This window comes from Vibrio sp. 1-1(7) (assembly GCF_013048485.1).
Taxonomy (GTDB): domain Bacteria; phylum Pseudomonadota; class Gammaproteobacteria; order Enterobacterales; family Vibrionaceae; genus Vibrio; species Vibrio fujianensis.
Window position 1 is genome coordinate 79,501 of sequence record NZ_VHSP01000004.1, and the last position, 20,796, is coordinate 100,296.

Below are 20,796 nucleotides of genomic sequence, written 5' to 3' on the forward strand. Positions count from 1 at the left end.
GTATGACCTTGCTTCTACCAAAGGTTGACACAATCTTGAAGTTTTTCGTCTTAGATCCTGCGTTGAGTCACACCTTAACACCTTTCTAATCTGTTTTCCTGGCAAGCATTTCATCCAAACGCTGAAACTGGTATTCTGTCGGCTTTCTTTTTGTGACAAAGAGTGACACTTATGTCTGACGTAAAATTTGAAACAGTAGAGCAAAAAGCCAGCTACGGCATTGGTCTACAAATGGGCCAGCAACTAGCAGGAAGCGGCTTAGAAGGTTTAAATGTAGACGCGATCGCTGCGGGGATTGCTACCGCTTTAGTCGGTGAAATGCCTGCAATTGAAGTGGATGAAATTAACCAAGCTCTACAAACTATTCACATGCGTGCGGAAGAAGCGCGCCAAGAAGCGGCCAAAATTGCCGCTGCAGAAGGGGATAGTTTTTTAAAAGATAATGCGCTACGTCCAGAAGTGACTGTCTTAGAATCTGGCCTACAATATGAAATCATCAATGTAGGGACAGGCGAAATACCAAGTGCTGATAAATCCGTTCGCGTACACTACCATGGTGAACTGACTGATGGTACGGTATTCGATAGTTCAGTTACTCGTGGCCAACCTGCCGAATTCCCAGTAACAGGCGTGATTAAAGGCTGGGTTGAAGCACTGCAACTGATGCCTGTCGGCTCAAAATGGAAATTATATGTTCCGCACGACCTTGCTTATGGCGAGCGTGGTGCTGGTGCAGCAATTCCACCTTTTGCTGCTCTAGTATTTGAAGTTGAGTTACTAGATATTCTGTAATCAAAAGCAATTCATTATTCTAATGTCAGCGGTGCTAATAAGCGCCGCTTTTTTATGCAATTGAGAAAATATCGCTTCCTCTCGATTTAAACACCACCAAGTCATATTAGACAGATCAAGGCGTAATCAAGAAAAAATAGTGAAAGAAAAAGGACTAAAACATATTACGACGTGATCGCAAAGCCAGATATTAAAGTTTCATAATATACGGCTAGCAAATATCAATAAAAAAGCCGAGCGTAATGCTCGGCTTTTTATTCGCGAACTGATTACTCAGCAGCTTCTTCAGCAGCTGGGCGATCAACAAGCTCAATGTAAGCCATTGGAGCTTTATCACCAGCACGGAAGCCAGCTTTTAGGATACGCGTGTAACCACCCTGACGAGCAGCAAAACGTGGACCAAGTTCGTTAAATAATTTTGCAACAACTTCGTTATCACGAGTACGTGCAAATGCTAGACGACGGTTAGCAACACTGTCAGTCTTAGCTAATGTAATCAAAGGCTCAACGACGCGACGCAGCTCTTTCGCTTTTGGCAAAGTAGTCTTGATAACTTCATGACGTACTAAAGAGCTAGCCATGTTGCTGAACATCGCTTTGCGATGACTGCTGTTGCGGTTGAGTTGACGACCACTCTTACGATGGCGCATGACCAAATCCTTCTAACTAATATCGATTAATCTTCAGCGATAGACGCTGGTGGCCAGTTTTCTAGGCGCATGCCCAGAGACAAGCCACGTGATGCAAGCACGTCTTTGATCTCAGTAAGAGATTTCTTACCAAGGTTAGGCGTTTTCAGTAGCTCAACCTCAGTGCGCTGTACTAGATCACCGATGTAGTGAATCGCTTCTGCTTTCAGACAGTTAGCAGAGCGAACTGTTAGTTCAAGATCGTCTACAGGACGCAGTAGGATCGGATCGAATTCAGGCTTCTCTTCCTTCTCCTCAGGAACACGTACATCGCGAAGATCTACAAACGCATCCAACTGTTCAGCAAGAATCGTTGCTGCTCGGCGGATAGCTTCCTCAGGTTCTAGAGTACCGTTCGTTTCCATATCGATAACGAGCTTGTCCAAGTCAGTACGTTGCTCAACACGAGCAGCATCAACCGAGTAGGCAATTTTGTCTACCGGGCTAAATGTTGCATCAACAAGCAAACGACCGATAGGACGTTCATCTTCTTCGGTATGAATACGAGCAGAAGCAGGAACATAACCACGACCACGTTCAACTTTAATACGCATAGCGATTTCAGCGTTATCACTGGTTAGGTGACAAATAACGTGTTCAGGGTTTACGATCTCTACATCACCGTCATGGGTGATGTCACCTGCAACCACAGGGCCCGAGCCTGATTTGTTTAATGTAATGAACACTTCATCTTTATTTTCGCCTAAGCGAACTGCCAGCCCTTTCAGGTTAAGGAGTATCTCTAGGATATCTTCCTGAACGCCTTCTTTAGTGCTGTACTCATGAAGTACGCCTTCAATTTCTACCTCTGTTACGGCACAACCCGGCATAGAAGATAGAAGAATTCGGCGAAGTGCATTACCAAGAGTATGGCCGAAACCACGCTCTAATGGCTCAAGAGTTACTTTTGCGTGTGTCGTGCTAATCTGTTCGATATCAACAAGACGTGGCTTAAGAAATTCTGTTACAGAACCCTGCATTGTGTCCTCTCTTTAGTTTAAACCTTACTTAGAGTAAAGCTCGACGATCAATTGTTCGTTGATGTCAGCTGATAGATCAGAACGTTCAGGCAAACGCTTGAATGTACCTTCCATCTGGCTTGCATCTACTTCAATCCAAGTTGGTTTTTCGCGTTGTTCTGCAACTTCAAGAGCTGCTTTAATGCGAGATTGCTTTTTCGCTTTCTCACGGATTGCAACAACGTCGTTAGCCGCAACATTGAAAGAAGGTACGTTTACAACGTTACCGTTTACTAGGATAGCTTTGTGGCTAACTAGCTGACGTGCTTCTGCGCGAGTTGCACCGAAGCCCATACGATAAACGACATTGTCTAGACGACCTTCAAGAAGCTGAAGTAGGTTTTCACCTGTGTTGCCTTTCAGGCGAGCAGCTTCTTTGTAGTAGTTACGGAATTGCTTTTCTAGAACGCCATAGATACGACGAACTTTTTGCTTCTCACGAAGCTGAACGCCATACTCAGATAGACGACCGCGACGAGCGCCGTGTACACCTGGTGCGTTATCGATTTTACACTTGGTATCAATCGCACGAACGCCCGACTTAAGGAACAAGTCAGTACCTTCGCGGCGGCTAAGCTTCAGCTTAGGACCCAAATATCTTGCCATGATCTTTCTCCAATGTTCCCAGAAACGTTAAACGCGACGTTTCTTAGGTGGACGACAACCGTTATGAGGGATTGGTGTCGCATCAACGATGTTTGTGATACGGAAACCAGCAGCGTTCAGTGCGCGAACAGTAGACTCACGACCTGGACCTGGACCCTTAACCATAACCTCAAGGTTCTTTAGGCCATATTCTTTAGCCATTTCAGCACAACGCTCAGCAGCAACCTGTGCAGCGAACGGTGTTGATTTACGAGAACCGCGGAAACCTGAACCACCAGCAGTAGCCCAAGCTAATGCGTTACCTTGACGGTCAGTGATGGTTACGATTGTGTTGTTGAAAGATGCGTGGATATGCGCTACGCCATCAGCAACTTGCTTGCGTACGCGCTTACGAGCGCGTGTTGGTTGTTTAGCCATTGTACTCTACCCTTCCCGACTATTTCTTGATCGGCTTACGCGGACCCTTACGGGTGCGAGCATTGGTTTTAGTACGCTGTCCACGTAGTGGTAGACTGCGACGATGACGAAGACCACGATAACAGCCAAGGTCCATTAGACGCTTAATGTTCATGGAAACTTCACGACGTAGATCACCCTCTACAGTGTATTTAGCTACACCATCACGCAGTTGATCGATCTGCTCTTCAGTTAGTTCACTGATCTTAACACTTTCAGCAATACCCACATCAGCTAGAATAGCTTGAGAGCGGGTTTTACCAATACCGTAAATTGCAGTTAGAGCGATTACAGCATGTTTTTGATCAGGAATGTTAATGCCTGCTATACGGGCCACTATGCACTCCTAGTACTTTCTATAAAGAATTATCCGCAGCAAAGCCCGTCGAGGATACGCTGCGGGATACTACTTCTTTTGCACGCAAAAGGTAGGCCGAGGAATATACTCGACCAACCTTTAATTTTCAAGTAAAAATTTCTGCTTATTAGCCTTGGCGCTGCTTATGCTTTGGCTCACTGCAAATCACGCGAACAACACCGTTACGCTTGATAACTTTACAGTTACGGCAGATTTTTTTAACGGAAGCACGAACTTTCATTGCTAAACTCCGTAAATCTAACTTAAATGGCGGCCATATTAACGGCCATAGCCTTTTAAATTTGCCTTTTTCAACACAGAATCATATTGATTTGACATCAAATGAGTCTGTACCTGTGCCATAAAGTCCATGATCACCACAACGACAATCAGTAATGATGTACCGCCGAAATAGAAACGTACGTTCCATGCGACCATCATGAACTCAGGGATCAGACAGATAAAGGTAATGTACAAAGCACCGGCTAAGGTTAACCGTGTCATTACTTTATCGATGTATTTTGCAGTCTGCTCACCTGGGCGGATACCGGGTACGAATGCACCAGACTTCTTCAGGTTATCTGCTGTTTCACGTGGGTTAAACACCAACGCGGTATAAAAGAAACAGAAGAAAATAATTGCTGCTGCATAAAGCATTACGTACAGGGGTTGGCCTGGACTTAAAGCCAAAGAGACATCAGTTAACCAACCGAATGTCTTACTTTCACCATTTTGACCAAACCACTGTGCCAATGTTCCAGGGAACAAAATAATACTTGATGCAAAAATTGCAGGAATCACACCAGCCATGTTGATTTTCAACGGCAAGTGTGTGCTTTGTGCTGCAAATACCTTACGTCCTTGCTGACGCTTCGCGTAATTAACGACGATACGACGCTGACCACGCTCCATGAAAACAACGAAATAGATAACAGCAAAAGCCAATACTGCAATTAACAGTAGAAGAAGCACATGCAGTTCACCTTGACGCGCTTGCTCTATCGTTTGTCCGATTGCTTTTGGCAAACCAGCAACAATACCTGCAAATATCAAAATGGAAATACCATTCCCAATTCCTCGCTCTGTAATTTGTTCACCTAACCACATTAAGAACATGGTACCGGTTACTAAACTCACGGTCGCAATCAGGGTAAACATGGTTTGGTCGATAACGACCAGATTATTGACCATATTTGGTAAACCTGTTGCAATACCTATTGCTTGAAATGTTGCAAGTACAAGCGTGCCGTAGCGTGTATATTGGCTAATCTTACGACGGCCTGCTTCACCCTCTTTCTTGAGCTCGGCTAACGCTGGATGAACTACAGTCAACAACTGGACAACAATCGAAGCCGAAATATACGGCATGATGCCCAGTGCGAATATAGATGCACGCTCAAGAGCACCACCAGAGAACATGTTAAACATTTCAATGATGGTGCCTTTTTGCTGTTCGAACAAATCGGCAAGTACAGCTGCGTCAATACCAGGGATCGGCACAAAAGAGCCCGCTCGGAATACTAAAAGTGCACCAATTACGAATAATAAGCGCGACTTTAACTCACCTAAGCCGCTCTGAGCACTGCGAAAATCTTGTCCTGGTTTCTTAGCCATCTGTACCTCAATCCTCGAGATTATTCCTCGATTTTACCGCCTGCAGCTTCGATTGCAGCTTTAGCGCCTTTCGTCACGCGTAGACCTTTAACAGTCACTGCTTTGTTGATCTCGCCAGAAAGAACAATTTTTGCAAACTCAATGTTTTTAGTCACAACGTTTGCTGCTTTCAAGCTGTTAAGATCAATAACGTCACCGGTTACTTTCGCTAGCTCAGCTAGACGAACTTCTGCACTCACTAGGCTCTTGCGAGAAGTGAAACCGAATTTTGGTAGACGCTGTTTCAGAGGCATTTGACCGCCTTCAAAACCTGGACGAACGCTGCCGCCAGAACGTGACTTTTGACCTTTGTGGCCACGGCCACCTGTTTTACCAAGGCCAGAACCGATACCACGACCTAAACGCTTCTTAGAAGGCTTAGAACCCGCAGCCGGCGATAGAGTATTCAAAAACATTATGATTACTCCTCAACTTTAACCATGTAGTGAACCTTGTTGATCATACCGCGTACACACGCTGTATCTTCAAGTTCCACTGTATGGTTGATTTTACGAAGACCTAAACCGCGCAAAGTAGCTTTATGCTTTGGCAGGCGACCAATTGAGCTTTTAGTTTGAGTTACTTTAATAGTTGCCATGTGTTCTTACTCCGAAATCGCTTCAACAGTTAGACCACGTTTAGCTGCAACCATTTCAGGTGACTTAACGTCAACTAAAGCGTCGATCGTTGCACGAACGATATTAATAGGGTTTGTTGAACCGTATGCTTTAGATAAAACGTTATGTACACCAGCAACTTCAAGTACTGAACGCATCGCACCACCGGCGATAACACCCGTACCTTCTGCAGCTGGCTGCATGTAAACTTTAGAGCCCGAGTGGCGACCTTTCACTGGATGGTGAAGAGTGCCTTCGTTAAGCGCGATAGTAACCATGTTACGACGTGCTTTTTCCATTGCTTTTTGAATCGCAGCAGGTACTTCACGAGCTTTGCCGTAACCGAAACCTACACGACCATTACCGTCACCAACCACAGTTAGTGCAGTGAAGCTCATGATTCGACCACCTTTAACCGTCTTAGAAACACGGTTAACGGCGATTAATTTTTCTTGCAAATCATTCGCTTGAACTTGTTGTTCTTTAGCCATCTTCCAACCCTACCTTAGAATTTCAGACCAGCTTCGCGAGCAGATTCTGCTAGCGCGGCTACTCGACCGTGGTATTGGAAACCAGAACGATCAAATGCAACTGATGCTACGCCTTTTTCTAGCGCGCGCTCAGCAACAGCTTTACCCACTGCTTTTGCTGCATCGATGTTTCCAGTATTCTTCACTTGCTCACGGATCGCTTTTTCTACAGTAGAAGCTGCGGCGATAACCTCAGAGCCATTAGCTGCAATCACTTGAGCGTACACGTGACGAGGAGTACGGTGTACTACTAGGCGAGTTGCACCCAGTTCTGCAATCTTACGACGTGCGCGTGTAGCACGACGGATGCGAGATGCTTTCTTATCCATAGTGTTACCTTACTTCTTCTTAGCTTCTTTAGTACGCACATTTTCATCTGCGTAACGAATACCTTTACCTTTATAAGGCTCAGGTGCGCGGTAAGAACGAATGTCAGCCGCAACTTGACCAACAACTTGCTTATCGCAACCAGTTAGGACAATTTCAGTTTGGCTTGGACATTCGGCTTTAACACCCGCTGGCAACTCGTGCTCAACTGGATGAGAGAAGCCTAGAGTTAAGCCTACAGCGTTGCCTTTCATAGCAGCACGGTAACCTACACCCTTAAGAACGAGCTTCTTAGTAAAGCCTTCAGTAACACCAACAACCATGTTGTTCACTAGAGCACGGGCAGTACCTGCTTGTGCCCAAGCGTTTGCGATACCCTCACGAGGACCGAACGTTAGGTTGTTTTCTTCCTGAGCGATCACGACGCCAGTATGAACTACACGAGATAGCTCACCTTTAGGACCTTTAACCGTGATCTCTTGGCCGTTTAGTTTCACCTCTACGCCAGCTGGAATAGCGACAGGTGCTTTAGCAACACGAGACATGTTCTACTCCTATTAAATTAAGCTACGTAGCAAATGATTTCACCACCAAGACCTGCTTTACGAGCAGCGCGGTCTGACATCAGACCCTTGGAAGTGGAAATAACAGCAACACCAAGACCGCCCATCACTGATGGAAGCTCATCTTTCTTCTTATAAACACGAAGACCTGGACGAGAAACGCGTTTGATTTGCTCAATTACTGGTTTTGCTTGGAAATACTTAAGTGTGATTTCCAGCTCAGGTTTTGCTTCGCCTTCAACAGCGAAGTCTGCGATATAACCTTCAGCTTTAAGTAGTGCAGCAATTGCAACTTTCAGCTTTGAAGAAGGCATTTTTACAGCAACTTTATTTGCTGCCTGACCGTTACGAATACGGGTCAGCATATCCGAAATCGGATCTTGCATGCTCATAGACTATACTCCAAATGATTAAGTGGCAATTACCAGCTAGCCTTACGAAGTCCAGGAATCTCGCCTTTCATGCAAGCTTCACGAACTTTGATACGGCTTAGACCGAATTTACGTAGGTAACCGTGTGGACGACCAGTTTGGTTGCAACGGTTGCGCTGACGTGATGCACTTGAATCACGTGGAAGAGTTTGCAGTTTCAGAACTGCATTCCAACGATCTTCTTCTGATGCGTTTACATCGCTGATGATAGCTTTAAGCGCTGCACGCTTTTCTGCGTACTGAGCTACGAGCTTGGCACGTTTAACTTCACGTGCTTTCATTGATTGTTTAGCCATAACAGTAACCCTTCACCTTACTTACGGAATGGGAAGTTAAAGGCAGCCAGCAGAGCACGGCCTTCCTCATCGGTACTAGCAGACGTCGTGATAGTGATATCAAGACCGCGTACACGATCGACTTTATCGTAGTCGATTTCCGGAAAGATGATTTGCTCGCGAACGCCCATGCTGTAGTTACCGCGTCCATCAAAAGACTTAGCGCTAACACCGCGGAAATCGCGTACACGTGGTAGAGCGATAGCAATCAAACGCTCTAGAAAATCCCACATGCGTTCGCCACGCAAGGTTACTTTACAACCGATTGGGTAGCCTTCACGGATTTTGAAACCAGCTACAGATTTGCGTGCTTTCGTGATAAGTGGCTTTTGACCAGAGATCGTTGCCATATCAGACGCTGCATTTTCAAGTAGTTTCTTATCGTTGATAGCTTCACCAACGCCCATATTGAGGGTGATTTTCTCAATTCTAGGGACTTGCATGACGCTTGTGTAACCGAACTGTTTGGTCAGTTCAGCGACTACAGACGACTTGTAGTAATCATGCAGTTTCGCCATAGTAGAACTCCAAATTACTCTATTAGTTAGAAACGATTTCGTTATTAGACTTAAAGAAACGAACTTTCTTACCATCTTCGAAACGGAAACCGATACGGTCCGCTTTGCCAGTTGCTGCGTTAAAGATTGCAACGTTAGAAGCATCAATTGCTGCTTCTTGTTCAACGATGCCACCTTGTTGACCTAGAGCCGGAACTGGCTTTTGGTGTTTTTTAACAAGGTTGATACCTTCAACGATAACTTTACCGGTTGCGAGAACCTTAGTTACTTTACCTTTCTTGCCTTTGTCTTTCCCAGCAAGAACGATCACTTCGTCATTACGACGGATTTTAGCTGCCATTGTTTGCCGCTCCTTACAGAACTTCAGGTGCTAGTGACACAATCTTCATGAATTTCGCATTACGAAGTTCACGAGTCACTGGACCAAAGATACGTGTACCGATTGGTTGCTCAGTATTATTGTTAAGCAATACGCAAGCATTTCGGTCGAAGCGAATGACAGAACCGTCTGGACGACGTACGCCTTTACGGGTGCGAACTACCACTGCCTTCAATACATCACCTTTTTTTACTTTACCGCGAGGAATTGCTTCCTTAACAGTAACTTTGATGATGTCGCCCACATGGGCGTAACGACGGTGAGAGCCACCCAGAACCTTAATACACATTACGCTGCGAGCGCCTGAGTTATCAGCTGCGTCCAGCATACTTTGCATTTGGATCATGTTAGTGCTCCGCTAAATATTAAAAAAACTAGACCCATCTCGGGTCGGGCTGCCTCTTTAAAGGGACGCGAATTGTACCACCCTTTTTTGTGATTGGGTAGTCAAAAAACAAGCGGCCCCAAAAATAATTGGGGCCGCTGTATTCGCATCAAAAGCTCAATTAAATTTTGGCTTTTTCTACTACTTTAACCAATGTCCAAGACTTAGTCTTAGACAGAGGACGACACTCACAGATTTCAACGGTGTCGCCAATGCCACACTGGTTGTTTTCATCATGTGCGTGTACTTTAGTCGTGCGACGAACGAATTTACCGTAAATTGGGTGCTTCACGAAACGCTCGATAGCAACAACAATAGACTTATCCATCTTGTCACTAACAACACGACCTTGTTGGGTACGAATTTTGTCGCTCATTATGCGCCTGCCTTCTCAGTCAAAACAGTTTTCACACGTGCGATATCACGGCGGACAGCTTTCAGAGTATGAGTCTGTTGCAGTTGACCAGTTGCCGCTTGCATGCGCAAGTTGAACTGTTCTTTTAGCAAACTCAGTAGCTCAGAGTTAAGCTCTTCAACGCTTTTTTCGCGTAGATCTTGTGCTTTCATCACATCACCTGCTTAGTTACAAATGTAGTCTTGAATGGCAGTTTACGCGCCGCTAGGCGGAACGCTTCACGAGCCAATTCTTCAGGTACACCATCAACTTCGTACATCACCTTGCCAGGTTGGATTTGGGCTACCCAGTACTCAACGTTACCTTTACCCTTACCTTGACGAACTTCAAGTGGTTTTTCTGTGATTGGTTTGTCTGGGAACACACGGATCCAGATTTTACCTTGACGCTTAATATGACGCGTCATCGCACGACGTGCCGCTTCGATTTGACGAGCAGTTAGACGACCACGGCCTACAGCTTTCAAACCAAAGGTGCCGAAGCTGACTTCAGTACCTTTTGCTAGGCCACGGTTACGACCTGTATGAACCTTGCGGAACTTAGTACGTTTAGGTTGTAGCATCTGTCTACTCCTTACTTACGGCCTTTACGCTGCTTCTTAGGCTTGTCAGCCTTTGGCTCTACTGCGTTAGCAGCTGGCATACCGCCTAGAATCTCACCTTTGAAGATCCAAACTTTAACGCCGATTACACCGTAGGTGGTGTGAGCCGAAGAAGTTGCGTAATCAATGTCAGCACGAAGAGTGTGTAGAGGCACACGGCCTTCACGATACCACTCAGAACGTGCAATTTCAGCACCGCCTAGACGGCCACTTACTTCCACTTTGATACCTTTAGCGCCTAGGCGCATTGCGTTTTGTACTGCGCGCTTCATCGCACGACGGAACATAACGCGACGCTCTAGTTGAGACGCGATGCTATCAGCCACTAATTGACCGTCTAGCTCAGGTTTACGCACCTCAGAAATATTGATCTGAGCTGGTACACCTGCGATTTTAGCCACAGCTGCGCGTAGCTTCTCAACGTCTTCACCTTTTTTACCGATAACCACGCCTGGACGAGCAGTGTGAATAGTCACACGAATGCTTTTCGCAGGACGCTCAATAACGATGCGTGATAAAGACGCTTTTGCCAATTCCTTAGTGAGGTATTGACGTACCTTGAAGTCGCCGTCTAGGTTGTCAGCGAAATCTTTGGTATTAGCAAACCAGGTAGCATTCCAAGGCTTAACGATGCCTAGACGAATACCATTTGGATGTACTTTCTGACCCATTGCTTACTCTCCTAGTCTCTTAGCGATCTGCGACAACCACAGTAATGTGGCTTGAACGCTTCAAGATACGGTCCGCACGGCCTTTAGCACGAGGCATAATACGCTTCATGATTGGGCCCTCATCTACGAAGATTTTAGCGACACATAGATCGTCGATGTCAGCACCTTCGTTGTGCTCCGCGTTAGCGATTGCTGACTCAAGAACTTTCTTGATCAATTCAGCTGCTTTTTTGTTGCTGAATGTTAGAAGTTCTAGAGCTTGGTCTACTGACTTACCACGAATTTGATCTGCAACTAAGCGAGCTTTCTGAGGCGAAATGCGAGCAAAGTTATGTTTAGCGAATGCTTCCATCATCTACTCCTTAACGCTTCTTAGCTTTCTTATCCGCAGCATGGCCACGGTAAGTGCGAGTTGGGGCAAATTCACCCAGTTTGTGACCGATCATCTCGTCAGTTACGAAAACTGGAACGTGTTGACGACCATTATGGACAGCGATGGTCAAACCGATCATTGTAGGAATGATCATTGAACGACGGGACCAAGTCTTAATAGGCTTTTTGTCTCCGCTTTCCACCGCTTTCTCTACCTTCTTCAGCAAGTGTAGGTCAATAAATGGACCTTTCTTGAGAGAACGTGGCATGGCTTATCCTCTTAAATAGATTACTTAGTGCGACGACGTACGATGTACTTGTCGGTGCGTTTGTTTTTACGGGTCTTGAAGCCTTTCGTTGGCATACCCCATGGAGATACTGGATGACGGCCACCAGAAGTACGACCTTCACCACCACCATGTGGGTGATCAACTGGGTTCATTACCACACCGCGAACGGTAGGGCGAACACCACGCCAACGGCTAGCACCCGCTTTACCTAGTTCACGCAGCATGTGTTCAGCATTGCCAACTTCACCGATTGTTGCACGGCCTTCAGCAAGTACTTTACGCGTTTCACCAGAGCGTAGACGGATAGTGACATAAGCACCATCACGCGCTACAAGTTGTGCATATGCACCCGCAGAGCGAGCGATCTGCGCACCTTTACCAGGCGTTAATTCAACGTTATGAATGGTTGAACCCACTGGGATATTGCGCATTGGCAAAGCATTACCTGCTTTGATTGGCGCATCAACACCAGACTGGATAGTATCACCAGCTTTGATGCCTTTAGGTGCAATGATGTAACGACGCTCACCGTCTGCATACAGAACTAGAGCAATATTTGCGCTACGGTTTGGATCGTATTCTAGACGCTCAACTTTCGCTGGGATACCGTCTTTAGTACGTTTGAAATCAATCAAACGATAGTGTTGTTTGTGACCACCACCGATGTGACGTACTGTGATACGACCGTTGTTATTACGACCACCATTCTTAGAGTTTTTCTCTAGAAGAGGGGCGTAAGGCTTACCCTTGTGCAGGTCAGCGTTAACAACTTTAACAACGTGACGACGACCAGCCGAAGTCGGCTTACATTTAACAATAGCCATTTTTCAACTACTCCTGTTATTCCGCGCCGCCAACAAAGTCAAGATCTTGACCTTCTTTCAAAGTAACGTACGCTTTCTTCACGTCTGAACGACGGCCTTGGCGTAGACCTTGACGCTTGGTCTTACCCTTAAGAATAAGAGTATTTACAGACTTAACTTCAACTTCAAATAGCTTTTCTACAGCTGCTTTGATCTCTTTTTTAGTGGCATCTTTTGCTACTTTAAAAACGATAGTGTTCGCTTTTTCAGCAGCCATGGTTGCTTTTTCAGAGATGTGCGGTGCACGTAGAACTTTTAGTAGACGCTCTTCACGAATCATGCCAGCATCTCCTCAACTTGCTTAACTGCAGCAGCAGTCATAAGAACCTTGTCAAATGCGATGAGGCTCACTGGATCAATCCCAGCAACGTCACGCACGTCAACTTTGTACAGGTTACGAGCAGCTAAGAATAGATTTTCGTCTACTTCGCCAGTAACGATAAGCACATCGTTAAGCTCAAGTTCTTTAAGCTTAGCTACTAGCTCTTTTGTTTTTGGTGCTTCAACTGAGAAGTTATCAACAACGATCAAACGCTCTTGACGAACAAGCTCAGAAAGAATGCTTTTCATAGCACCACGGTACATTTTTTTGTTTACTTTAACGCTGTGATCTTGTGGTTTCGCAGCAAAAGTAACACCACCTGTACGCCAGATTGGGCTACGGATTGTACCAGCACGTGCACGGCCAGTACCTTTTTGACGCCATGGCTTAGCGCCACCGCCAGAAACTTCTGAACGTGTCTTTTGAGCACGAGTACCTTGACGAGCACCTGCTGCATAAGCAACAACTACTTGGTGTACAAGAGCTTCGTTGAACTCACGTCCGAAAGTAGTTTCGGAAACAGTTAGTGCGTTAGCACCTTTAACCATCAATTCCATTACTTACTCCTAGACGTTATGCTTTAACAGCTGGTTTGACGATCACGTTAGCGCCAGTTGCACCTGGGACTGCACCTTTAATAAGAAGCAGATTGCGCTCAGCGTCAACACGTACGATCTCTAGGTTTTGAGTCGTTACACGCTCAGCACCCATGTGACCTGCCATTTTTTTGCCTTTAAATACGCGACCTGGAGTTTGACATTGGCCAATTGAACCCGGTGCACGGTGAGACAAAGAGTTACCGTGAGTCATATCTTGAGTGCGGAAGTTCCAGCGCTTAACAGCACCTTGGAAACCTTTACCCTTAGATGTACCAGTAACGTCTACTTTTTTAACTTCGTTGAACAGTTCAACCGTTAGTTCAGCACCAACTTCGAACTCTTCGCCGTTTTCTAAACGGAATTCCCAAAGACCGCGACCAGCCTCAACACCTGCTTTCGCAAAGTGACCAGCTTCTGGTTTAGTTACGCGGCTAGCTTTCTTTGTACCAGCAGTTACCTGGATTGCTGCGTAGCCGTCAGTCTCAAGCGTTTTCACTTGAGAAATACGGTTCGCTTCAACCTCAACAACAGTTACTGGGATAGAAACGCCTTCTTCAGTAAATACGCGGGTCATACCCACTTTACGTCCGACTAGACCAATCATTATTCTAATCTCCCTTAACCTAGGCTGATTTGCACATCAACACCAGCCGCAAGATCAAGACGCATTAACGCATCTACCGTCTTGTCAGTGGGTTCGACGATGTCGATCAGACGCTTGTGAGTACGAATTTCGTACTGATCACGTGCATCTTTGTTTACGTGTGGAGAGATAAGAACAGTGAAACGCTCTTTACGAGTAGGTAGTGGGATTGGACCACGAACCTGTGCGCCGGTACGCTTAGCTGTTTCAACGATTTCCGCAGTAGAAGCATCGATCAATTTGTAATCGAAAGCTTTAAGGCGGATACGGATGCGTTGGTTCTGCATGAGACAGAGCTCCAATAAGTAAAAATTACACAAACAATATCGCCATTCGAACCTGCTAATGCGGGTGAATGCCGATTGATTTATGTGAAACCGTAGTACCCAGATTGGGCACATTGTCAGCTAATTAAATTAACCAAAGCTAATCATATTAACTGCGAACATAAGCTGAGTATACGTTACCTCACTTGTGTTGCCACAAGCTTGCTCCTCGCTGCTCATTGGTTCACAACTGGCTTAACCAGTGGGAGTGCATTATACAGATCACAGATTCTCTTGCAAGGGGTGTTTGAAAAATAAACGAATAATCGTGTAAAAGGCGCTAGAACCTCGCTTCTAGGTTCTAGCTAAAATTATAGCCTAGACTAGCTATGACCACGTTGGCGGACTGCTTCAAATAGGCAAATGCCTGTAGCAACCGAGACATTGAGGCTCGACACGCTACCCGCCATTGGAATTTTGATCAAATCATCACAAGTTTCACGCGTTAAACGGCGCATACCATCCCCTTCTGCGCCCATGACAATCGCTAAAGGGCCAGTGAGTTTGCTCTGGTAAATATCATGCGTAGCTTCACCTGCGGTACCAACAAACCAAACCCCTTGCTCTTGTAGAGCACGCATCGTGCGTGCCAAATTGGTCACTCGAACTAAAGGGACAGTTTCTGCTGCGCCACAAGCCACCTTGCTTACGGTTGCCGTCATTGGAGCGGATTTATCTTTAGGGACAATCACCGCTGCAACGCCTGCGGCATCAGCATTACGTAAGCAAGCCCCCAAGTTGTGTGGGTCGGTTACGCCATCCAGCACTAATAACAAAGGCTGCTCATGCTGGCTCAAAATTTCTTCTAAGTCATGTTCATTGAGCGCTTTTGCCGGGCGAACTTTGGCGATCACACCCTGATGATTTGCCCCTTGTGCTTTGTCATCTAAGGCTTTACGCCCCATTTCCTGAATAGACACACCTAAACGCAACAATTCATTCAGTACAGGCAATAACCGGTCATCTTGGCGACCTTTTAATACATACGCTTCGATGATGCGCGCAGGGTCACGCTGCATCACAGCGCTGACCGAGTGAATACCATAAATTAATTCGTTACTCATGACTTACCTATTTCGATTTCGAGCGACTTTTTGCCGTTTTAGGGCCCGATTTAGCTTTCTGAGATTTAGCTTTCTGAGATTTATTCGGTTTAGCTCGTTTTCCTTTCGGGCTTTTTCCCGTTTCTTGTTCATCTGGGCGTTTAATAGGCTCTATCATCGGAACCGCTTTTGCACCACGATTAGCCGCCGCTTTTTTTCCTTTTGCTTTGGCTTTCGCTTCCACTGCGCGTTTTTTGGCAGTTTTTCCTTCGCCGCGTAGCTTACGACTAGTCTCGATTAATTCAAAATCAATTTGTCGATCATCTAAATTAACCGATAATACTTTGACCTTAACGGCGTCACCCAAGCGATAAATATTACCAAAAGATTCTCCGATGAGTCGTTGTCCTATTGGATCAAATTGATAGTAATCATTGGCCAATGTTGAGATATGTACCAAACCATCGATATGTAATTCAGTGAGTCGAACAAAAAAACCAAATCCAGTCACATTCGCGATCACGCCATCGAGTTCTTCTCCGACATGATCTTGCATATACTCACATTTAAGCCAGTCAGACACTTCTCGCGTTGCATCATCAGCGCGACGCTCAGTGGTCGAGCATTGTTCGCCGTAAAAATCCATATCATCAAAAGAATAATGATAACCACCAGTCGGTGTCCAACGATCCTGATTGCGTCCTTCTTCTTTGGCAATCAAGTACTTAATAGCTCGGTGCAGTAATAGATCAGGATAACGACGAATGGGTGAAGTAAAGTGTGCATAGCGTTTTAGTGCTAAGCCAAAGTGACCGGCATTGTCTGCATTATAAACGGCTTGTTTCATTGAGCGAAGCAACATAGTTTGAATCAATTCTTTATCTTGCCGCTCACCGATTTGCTTCATGAGATGCGCATAATCGGTCGGCGATGGCTCAAGCCCTCCTCCCAAATCTAAGCCAAGTTCGCCTAAGAAGTCTCTAAAGCCCATTAAGCGTTCTTCACCCGGAGACTCGTGAACTCGGAAAAGAGCAGGCTCTTTGGCTTTTTCAACCAAAGAAGCCGAGGCAATATTGGCCATGATCATACATTCTTCAATCAGCTTATGGGCCTCATTACGAATGACAGGTTCAATGCTCTCGATCTTACGTTGAGCATTAAAGATAAATTTGGTCTCAACCGTTTCAAACTCAATCGCCCCTCGCTGATCTCTTGCCTCTTTAAGTACAAGATACATCTTATGCAGCTCTTCAAGATGGGGGACTACCGCTTGATAACGTTCACGTAGCTCTTCATCCCCTTGCAAAATCTCATGCACTTTGGTGTAGGTGAGGCGGGCATGTGAATTCATGACGGCTTCGTAGTGTTTATAACCCGAGAGCTTTCCAGTGTCTGAAATCGTCATTTCACAAACCATACACAAACGATCAACTTGCGGGTTAAGTGAGCACAGCCCGTTGGAAAGAACCTCAGGTAACATAGGTACCACTTGTGAAGGGAAATAAACCGAGTTGCCTCGATTAATGGCTTCTTTGTCTAACGCACTATCTGGACGAACGTAGTAACTGACATCAGCAATCGCCACCCATAAACGCCATCCACCCCCTTTTTTCGCTTCACAATACACGGCGTCATCAAAATCTCGCGCATCTTCACCATCGATCGTCACCAGTGGTAAATCGCGTAAATCGACTCGCCCTTGTTTAGCTTCTTCTGGCACCTCTTCGCTAAAGTTTTCAACCTGCTTAAGCACTTCTTCAGGCCACTCGTGAGGGATCTGGTGAGTTCGAATAGCGATTTGGGTTTCCATGCCGGGTGCCATATTTTCACCGAGCACTTCAACCACTTTCCCCATCATGCCTCGACTACGTGAGCCGCGATCGGTAATTTCAATTACCACCACGTTACCCATCCGAGCGCCTTCGCGATGTTCGTTAGGGATTAAAATATCTTTATGGATACGAGAGTCATCCGGCACCACATATGAATAGCCATGTTCCAAGAAAAACCGACCAACAATCTGAGTCGTACGCGCTTCCAAAATACGCACCAAGCGCCCTTCTTTTCTTCCTCGTTTATCGGTGCCCGTTGGTTGAACTAAAACAAAATCGCCATGGATCAAGGTACGCATTTGGTGATGAGGTAGTAAAATGTCGTTTTCTTTATTAAGGCTACCTTCCGGGCGAACCCAACCATGGCCATCTTTGTGACCGATAACGACCCCTTTTACCATTTCTAGTTTTTCGGGTAAGGCATAACATTGACGACGGGTAAAAACCAATTGGCCATCGCGTTCCATCGCGCGCAAGCGACGACGCAGGCCTTCGTATTGATCTTCACCATTAAGTTCAAGCGCGGCAAATAAGTCATTACGATTCATCGGTACATTGGCTTGAGTAAGAAATTCTAAAATGTATTCTCGGCTTGGAATAGGGTTTTCGTAGTTATCAGCTTCACGATCCGCAAAAGGATCATTATGGGTATTATCAGACATAGGCAGACCTGCTATTTTAGGAAGGTACATAAAGTATATCCTACTGTGTTCTTAAGCTTAATAGCTAATCCCAACCGGCAGAAGCGTAACAACTTTGTGTATTACGTGACCGGAATCAAGTTGTCACTATAAATAACGAAACCTTGAATCGTGAGTATGATGACAGGATGTTGAGAGAAAGTGGTAAAGCGAGCGTTAGACGCTAAGTAGGAAATAATAAGATAGGATTGAGTATTAATAATATTCTATTTCTATCACTTACTGCATGGCAATCATCCAGTAAGCGGAAGAATCATAGAGTTAAAAGCTAAGATAAACAAGCTTTATTTACCAGAAGCTGCCACGCCGCTTAGCACGAGCAATAATATTTTCTGGCATTCTCATTTCTAATCCCTGTCGCAGCAAGGTAATCCGGTTGTGGGTTCGTTGATCAGCGGTGACAGAATTATACAGCCAACGATAGGCATCTTCGTAATCGAGCGGGCTACCATGATCTCGGAGTAAAAGTTCAGCCAAATGAATACGAGCATTTAAATTTCCCATCGCCGCGGCTTCGCGTAAATAGGGAATCGCACGTTCTTTGTCTTGCTGTACTAAAGTTCCTCGCGAATAGTAACGACCAAGTTGCTCTAGAGCCGTAGGTAAACCTTGATGCGCCGCGCTTTCCATATAATATAAACCGAGCTCAACGTCTTGCTCGACACAAACCCCCCATGCCAGCATATCACCATAAAGAAATTCATAAGCAGGCAGGCTAATCCGTGTTGCCCGAGCAACAATGTCTTCAACTAACTGGCAATGATCTGCTTTAACTCGCGTTAAATGTTTATTTTGTTCAATCAGTTTGATTAGCTCAGCTTCAGAATAAATCGGCACGGGCTCTCCGACATCCGCCACGTTAGCGTGACTGAACGCAGAATGTAATGCAAAAAATAATGAAGCAACTACCGTACGTAGTTTCATACAGGCACTCTTAGTTAACTTCGATAGCCACCATAATAGTATAGTGTGGCTACGCACAAAGATTTAGTTTGATCCTTATATCGGCCAGTCGATAGCAGGCTTTAACAAAAGTTTCCTTTAGGCGGCAATTTTTTGCCTCTCAATAAAACTCGTTCTACGGCCTATAAAAAAAGCTGACTCATTGGCCAGCTTTTATGTTTTAAAACGGAGTTACACGTTAAATGGGTGCACTTTGATAATAGTTTCGTTGCGATCTGGGCCGGTGGAAATAATATCAATCGGTACGCCAGTCAACTCTTCAATACGCTTAATGTAGTTAAGTGCTGCTTGCGGAAGATCCGCCAATGATTGCGCACCGAAGGTATTTTCTGACCAACCTGGCATGGTTTCATAAATAGGCGTCACCGCTTCAAAAGCGTCCGCCGCCATTGGCGAAACCTGAGCGACAGAGCCATCTGGCATTTGATAGCCGGTACAGATTTTTAGCTCTTCAAGCCCATCCAACACGTCAAGTTTAGTCAAACAAAAGCCAGTCACTGAGTTAATTTGAATGGCACGTCGCATAGCGACCGCATCAAACCAACCGCAACGACGCTTACGCCCGGTAGTGGCACCAAATTCATGGCCTTTCGTGCCCAGATGATTACCGATATCATCATCTAATTCTGTTGGGAATGGGCCCGCACCAACACGAGTACAATAAGCCTTAGCAATACCAAGAATATAGCCTAAATGACGAGGGCCAAAACCAGAACCTGCCGCGACACCACCAGCCGTCGTATTAGAAGAGGTTACATAGGGATAAGTACCATGGTCGATGTCCAGCAATGTACCTTGAGCACCTTCAAACATGATTTTATCACCACGCTTACGAGCAGCATCAAGTTCATCAGTAACATCAATCACCATAGCAGTGAGTAGCGCTGCGTAAGATTCAACTTGCGCTAACACATCATCATAACTCACTGGTTCTGCTTTGTAGAAATGCTCTAATTGGAAGTTATGGAAATCCATCACCTCTTTGAGTTTTTCAGCAAAGGAAACCATATTGAACAAATCACCAACACGCAAGCCACGACGCGCGACTTTATCTTCATAAGCCGGGCCAATACCACGACCTGTGGTACCGATGGCTTTTTTACCACGAGCCGCTTCACGAGCTTGGTCAAGCGCAATGTGGTAAGGGAGAATCAAAGGACAAGCTTCAGAAATGAAAAGGCGTTCACGAACGGGAATGCCACGCTCTTCGAGAGGTTTCATTTCCTTGATGAGTGCATCCGGTGAAAGTACGACCCCGTTACCGATAATGCATTTTACATTATCACGGAGAATACCGGATGGAATTAAATGAAGAACGGTTTTTTCACCGTCGATAACCAGAGTGTGCCCAGCATTATGACCGCCTTGGTAGCGAACCACATATTTAGCATCTTCTGTTAAAAGGTCTACGATCTTACCTTTACCTTCGTCACCCCATTGGGTGCCTAGAACGACAACGTTATTTCCCATCTTTCCAAATCTGATTGCTAGTTAAAA

The 20,796-nt window shown here is 45.5% G+C and carries 33 protein-coding genes; 1 reads left to right on the forward strand and 32 read right to left on the reverse strand.

What is annotated here, in order from left to right; all coding sequences use genetic code 11:
- Positions 1-171 precede the first annotated feature (171 nt).
- Entirely contained in the window at positions 172-792 is a 621-nt protein-coding gene (locus FKN05_RS13115; protein ID WP_099610460.1) for an FKBP-type peptidyl-prolyl cis-trans isomerase, read from the forward strand.
- Positions 793-1,061: 269 nt separating this feature from the next.
- On the opposite strand, the gene rplQ is transcribed toward FKN05_RS13115, so the two are convergent.
- From rplQ to FKN05_RS13275, 32 genes are all read right to left on the reverse strand, one after another.
- On the reverse strand, positions 1,062-1,442 hold the full coding sequence (gene rplQ, locus FKN05_RS13120) for a 50S ribosomal protein L17 (protein ID WP_005383141.1): 381 nt from the start codon (positions 1,440-1,442) through the stop codon (positions 1,062-1,064).
- Between the two features lie 26 nt (positions 1,443-1,468).
- Positions 1,469-2,461 (reverse strand): DNA-directed RNA polymerase subunit alpha, encoded by a 993-nt coding sequence (locus FKN05_RS13125; RefSeq protein WP_078926675.1) that lies wholly within the window; start codon positions 2,459-2,461, stop codon positions 1,469-1,471.
- Positions 2,462-2,485: 24 nt separating this feature from the next.
- Positions 2,486-3,106 (reverse strand): 30S ribosomal protein S4, encoded by a 621-nt coding sequence (gene rpsD, locus FKN05_RS13130; RefSeq protein WP_099610461.1) that lies wholly within the window; start codon positions 3,104-3,106, stop codon positions 2,486-2,488.
- Between the two features lie 27 nt (positions 3,107-3,133).
- Positions 3,134-3,523, reverse strand: a complete 390-nt coding sequence (rpsK, locus tag FKN05_RS13135) for a 30S ribosomal protein S11 (RefSeq protein WP_001118870.1) — start codon at positions 3,521-3,523, stop codon at positions 3,134-3,136.
- Positions 3,524-3,542: 19 nt separating this feature from the next.
- The gene (gene rpsM, locus FKN05_RS13140; protein WP_099610462.1) at positions 3,543-3,899 is read right to left on the reverse strand and encodes a 30S ribosomal protein S13; all 357 of its coding nucleotides are present in this window, start codon (positions 3,897-3,899) and stop codon (positions 3,543-3,545) included.
- A 148-nt stretch (positions 3,900-4,047) separates the two neighbouring features.
- Positions 4,048-4,161 carry a 50S ribosomal protein L36 gene (gene rpmJ, locus FKN05_RS13145; protein ID WP_000868186.1) on the reverse strand — a complete coding sequence of 38 codons (114 nt, stop codon included), beginning with the start codon at positions 4,159-4,161 and terminating at the stop codon, positions 4,048-4,050.
- 38 nt (positions 4,162-4,199) lie between these two features.
- On the reverse strand, positions 4,200-5,534 hold the full coding sequence (secY, locus tag FKN05_RS13150; RefSeq protein WP_099610463.1) for a preprotein translocase subunit SecY: 1,335 nt from the start codon (positions 5,532-5,534) through the stop codon (positions 4,200-4,202).
- A 20-nt stretch (positions 5,535-5,554) separates the two neighbouring features.
- Positions 5,555-5,989, reverse strand: coding sequence for a 50S ribosomal protein L15 (gene rplO, locus FKN05_RS13155; protein ID WP_099610464.1), 435 nt, complete (start codon positions 5,987-5,989; stop codon positions 5,555-5,557).
- Between the two features lie 5 nt (positions 5,990-5,994).
- Positions 5,995-6,171, reverse strand: a complete 177-nt coding sequence (gene rpmD, locus FKN05_RS13160; protein WP_078926679.1) for a 50S ribosomal protein L30 — start codon at positions 6,169-6,171, stop codon at positions 5,995-5,997.
- A gap of 6 nt (positions 6,172-6,177) precedes the next feature.
- Positions 6,178-6,681: a 30S ribosomal protein S5 gene (gene rpsE / locus FKN05_RS13165; protein WP_078926680.1), complete on the reverse strand. Its 504-nt coding sequence runs from the start codon at positions 6,679-6,681 to the stop codon at positions 6,178-6,180.
- A 14-nt stretch (positions 6,682-6,695) separates the two neighbouring features.
- Positions 6,696-7,049: a 50S ribosomal protein L18 gene (gene rplR, locus FKN05_RS13170; RefSeq protein ID WP_008072351.1), complete on the reverse strand. Its 354-nt coding sequence runs from the start codon at positions 7,047-7,049 to the stop codon at positions 6,696-6,698.
- Positions 7,050-7,058: 9 nt separating this feature from the next.
- Positions 7,059-7,592, reverse strand: a complete 534-nt coding sequence (gene rplF / locus FKN05_RS13175; RefSeq protein ID WP_099610465.1) for a 50S ribosomal protein L6 — start codon at positions 7,590-7,592, stop codon at positions 7,059-7,061.
- Positions 7,593-7,609: 17 nt separating this feature from the next.
- A complete protein-coding gene (gene rpsH / locus FKN05_RS13180; RefSeq protein ID WP_099610466.1) occupies positions 7,610-8,002 on the reverse strand; it encodes a 30S ribosomal protein S8 in 393 nt (130 codons plus the stop codon).
- Positions 8,003-8,031: 29 nt separating this feature from the next.
- A complete protein-coding gene (gene rpsN / locus FKN05_RS13185; protein ID WP_099610467.1) occupies positions 8,032-8,337 on the reverse strand; it encodes a 30S ribosomal protein S14 in 306 nt (101 codons plus the stop codon).
- Between the two features lie 17 nt (positions 8,338-8,354).
- Entirely contained in the window at positions 8,355-8,894 is a 540-nt protein-coding gene (rplE, locus tag FKN05_RS13190; protein ID WP_099610468.1) for a 50S ribosomal protein L5, read from the reverse strand.
- Positions 8,895-8,916: 22 nt separating this feature from the next.
- Positions 8,917-9,234 (reverse strand): 50S ribosomal protein L24, encoded by a 318-nt coding sequence (rplX, locus tag FKN05_RS13195; RefSeq protein WP_004745885.1) that lies wholly within the window; start codon positions 9,232-9,234, stop codon positions 8,917-8,919.
- A gap of 13 nt (positions 9,235-9,247) precedes the next feature.
- Entirely contained in the window at positions 9,248-9,619 is a 372-nt protein-coding gene (rplN, locus tag FKN05_RS13200) for a 50S ribosomal protein L14 (protein ID WP_004394532.1), read from the reverse strand.
- A gap of 160 nt (positions 9,620-9,779) precedes the next feature.
- On the reverse strand, positions 9,780-10,034 hold the full coding sequence (gene rpsQ, locus FKN05_RS13205; RefSeq protein ID WP_099610469.1) for a 30S ribosomal protein S17: 255 nt from the start codon (positions 10,032-10,034) through the stop codon (positions 9,780-9,782).
- Positions 10,034-10,225 carry a 50S ribosomal protein L29 gene (gene rpmC, locus FKN05_RS13210; protein ID WP_099610470.1) on the reverse strand — a complete coding sequence of 64 codons (192 nt, stop codon included), beginning with the start codon at positions 10,223-10,225 and terminating at the stop codon, positions 10,034-10,036. Before rpmC ends, rpsQ begins: the two co-directional genes overlap by 1 nt.
- Positions 10,225-10,635: a 50S ribosomal protein L16 gene (rplP, locus tag FKN05_RS13215; protein WP_004394529.1), complete on the reverse strand. Its 411-nt coding sequence runs from the start codon at positions 10,633-10,635 to the stop codon at positions 10,225-10,227. Before rplP ends, rpmC begins: the two co-directional genes overlap by 1 nt.
- An 11-nt stretch (positions 10,636-10,646) precedes the next feature.
- Positions 10,647-11,345 carry a 30S ribosomal protein S3 gene (gene rpsC / locus FKN05_RS13220; protein WP_004394527.1) on the reverse strand — a complete coding sequence of 233 codons (699 nt, stop codon included), beginning with the start codon at positions 11,343-11,345 and terminating at the stop codon, positions 10,647-10,649.
- A gap of 19 nt (positions 11,346-11,364) precedes the next feature.
- On the reverse strand, positions 11,365-11,697 hold the full coding sequence (gene rplV / locus FKN05_RS13225) for a 50S ribosomal protein L22 (RefSeq protein ID WP_078926689.1): 333 nt from the start codon (positions 11,695-11,697) through the stop codon (positions 11,365-11,367).
- A gap of 10 nt (positions 11,698-11,707) precedes the next feature.
- The gene (gene rpsS, locus FKN05_RS13230) at positions 11,708-11,986 is read right to left on the reverse strand and encodes a 30S ribosomal protein S19 (protein WP_004394525.1); all 279 of its coding nucleotides are present in this window, start codon (positions 11,984-11,986) and stop codon (positions 11,708-11,710) included.
- A 20-nt stretch (positions 11,987-12,006) separates the two neighbouring features.
- Positions 12,007-12,831 carry a 50S ribosomal protein L2 gene (rplB, locus tag FKN05_RS13235; protein WP_099610471.1) on the reverse strand — a complete coding sequence of 275 codons (825 nt, stop codon included), beginning with the start codon at positions 12,829-12,831 and terminating at the stop codon, positions 12,007-12,009.
- Positions 12,832-12,847: 16 nt separating this feature from the next.
- Positions 12,848-13,150, reverse strand: a complete 303-nt coding sequence (rplW, locus tag FKN05_RS13240) for a 50S ribosomal protein L23 (protein ID WP_004394523.1) — start codon at positions 13,148-13,150, stop codon at positions 12,848-12,850.
- On the reverse strand, positions 13,147-13,749 hold the full coding sequence (gene rplD / locus FKN05_RS13245) for a 50S ribosomal protein L4 (protein ID WP_078926691.1): 603 nt from the start codon (positions 13,747-13,749) through the stop codon (positions 13,147-13,149). Before rplD ends, rplW begins: the two co-directional genes overlap by 4 nt.
- Positions 13,750-13,765: 16 nt before the next feature.
- Positions 13,766-14,395, reverse strand: a complete 630-nt coding sequence (gene rplC / locus FKN05_RS13250; protein WP_099610472.1) for a 50S ribosomal protein L3 — start codon at positions 14,393-14,395, stop codon at positions 13,766-13,768.
- A gap of 14 nt (positions 14,396-14,409) precedes the next feature.
- A complete protein-coding gene (gene rpsJ / locus FKN05_RS13255) occupies positions 14,410-14,721 on the reverse strand; it encodes a 30S ribosomal protein S10 (RefSeq protein WP_001181007.1) in 312 nt (103 codons plus the stop codon).
- A 362-nt stretch (positions 14,722-15,083) separates the two neighbouring features.
- Complete coding sequence (gene rlmB / locus FKN05_RS13260) at positions 15,084-15,824, reverse strand: 23S rRNA (guanosine(2251)-2'-O)-methyltransferase RlmB (protein WP_099610473.1); 741 nt, start codon at positions 15,822-15,824, stop codon at positions 15,084-15,086.
- 7 nt (positions 15,825-15,831) lie between these two features.
- Positions 15,832-18,297 carry a ribonuclease R gene (gene rnr / locus FKN05_RS13265; RefSeq protein ID WP_170887780.1) on the reverse strand — a complete coding sequence of 822 codons (2,466 nt, stop codon included), beginning with the start codon at positions 18,295-18,297 and terminating at the stop codon, positions 15,832-15,834.
- A 327-nt stretch (positions 18,298-18,624) separates the two neighbouring features.
- Positions 18,625-19,260, reverse strand: coding sequence for a flagellar protein MotX (motX, locus tag FKN05_RS13270; RefSeq protein ID WP_170887737.1), 636 nt, complete (start codon positions 19,258-19,260; stop codon positions 18,625-18,627).
- Between the two features lie 210 nt (positions 19,261-19,470).
- Positions 19,471-20,769, reverse strand: coding sequence for an adenylosuccinate synthase (locus tag FKN05_RS13275; RefSeq protein WP_099610475.1), 1,299 nt, complete (start codon positions 20,767-20,769; stop codon positions 19,471-19,473).
- Between the last annotated feature and the right edge of the window lie 27 nt (positions 20,770-20,796).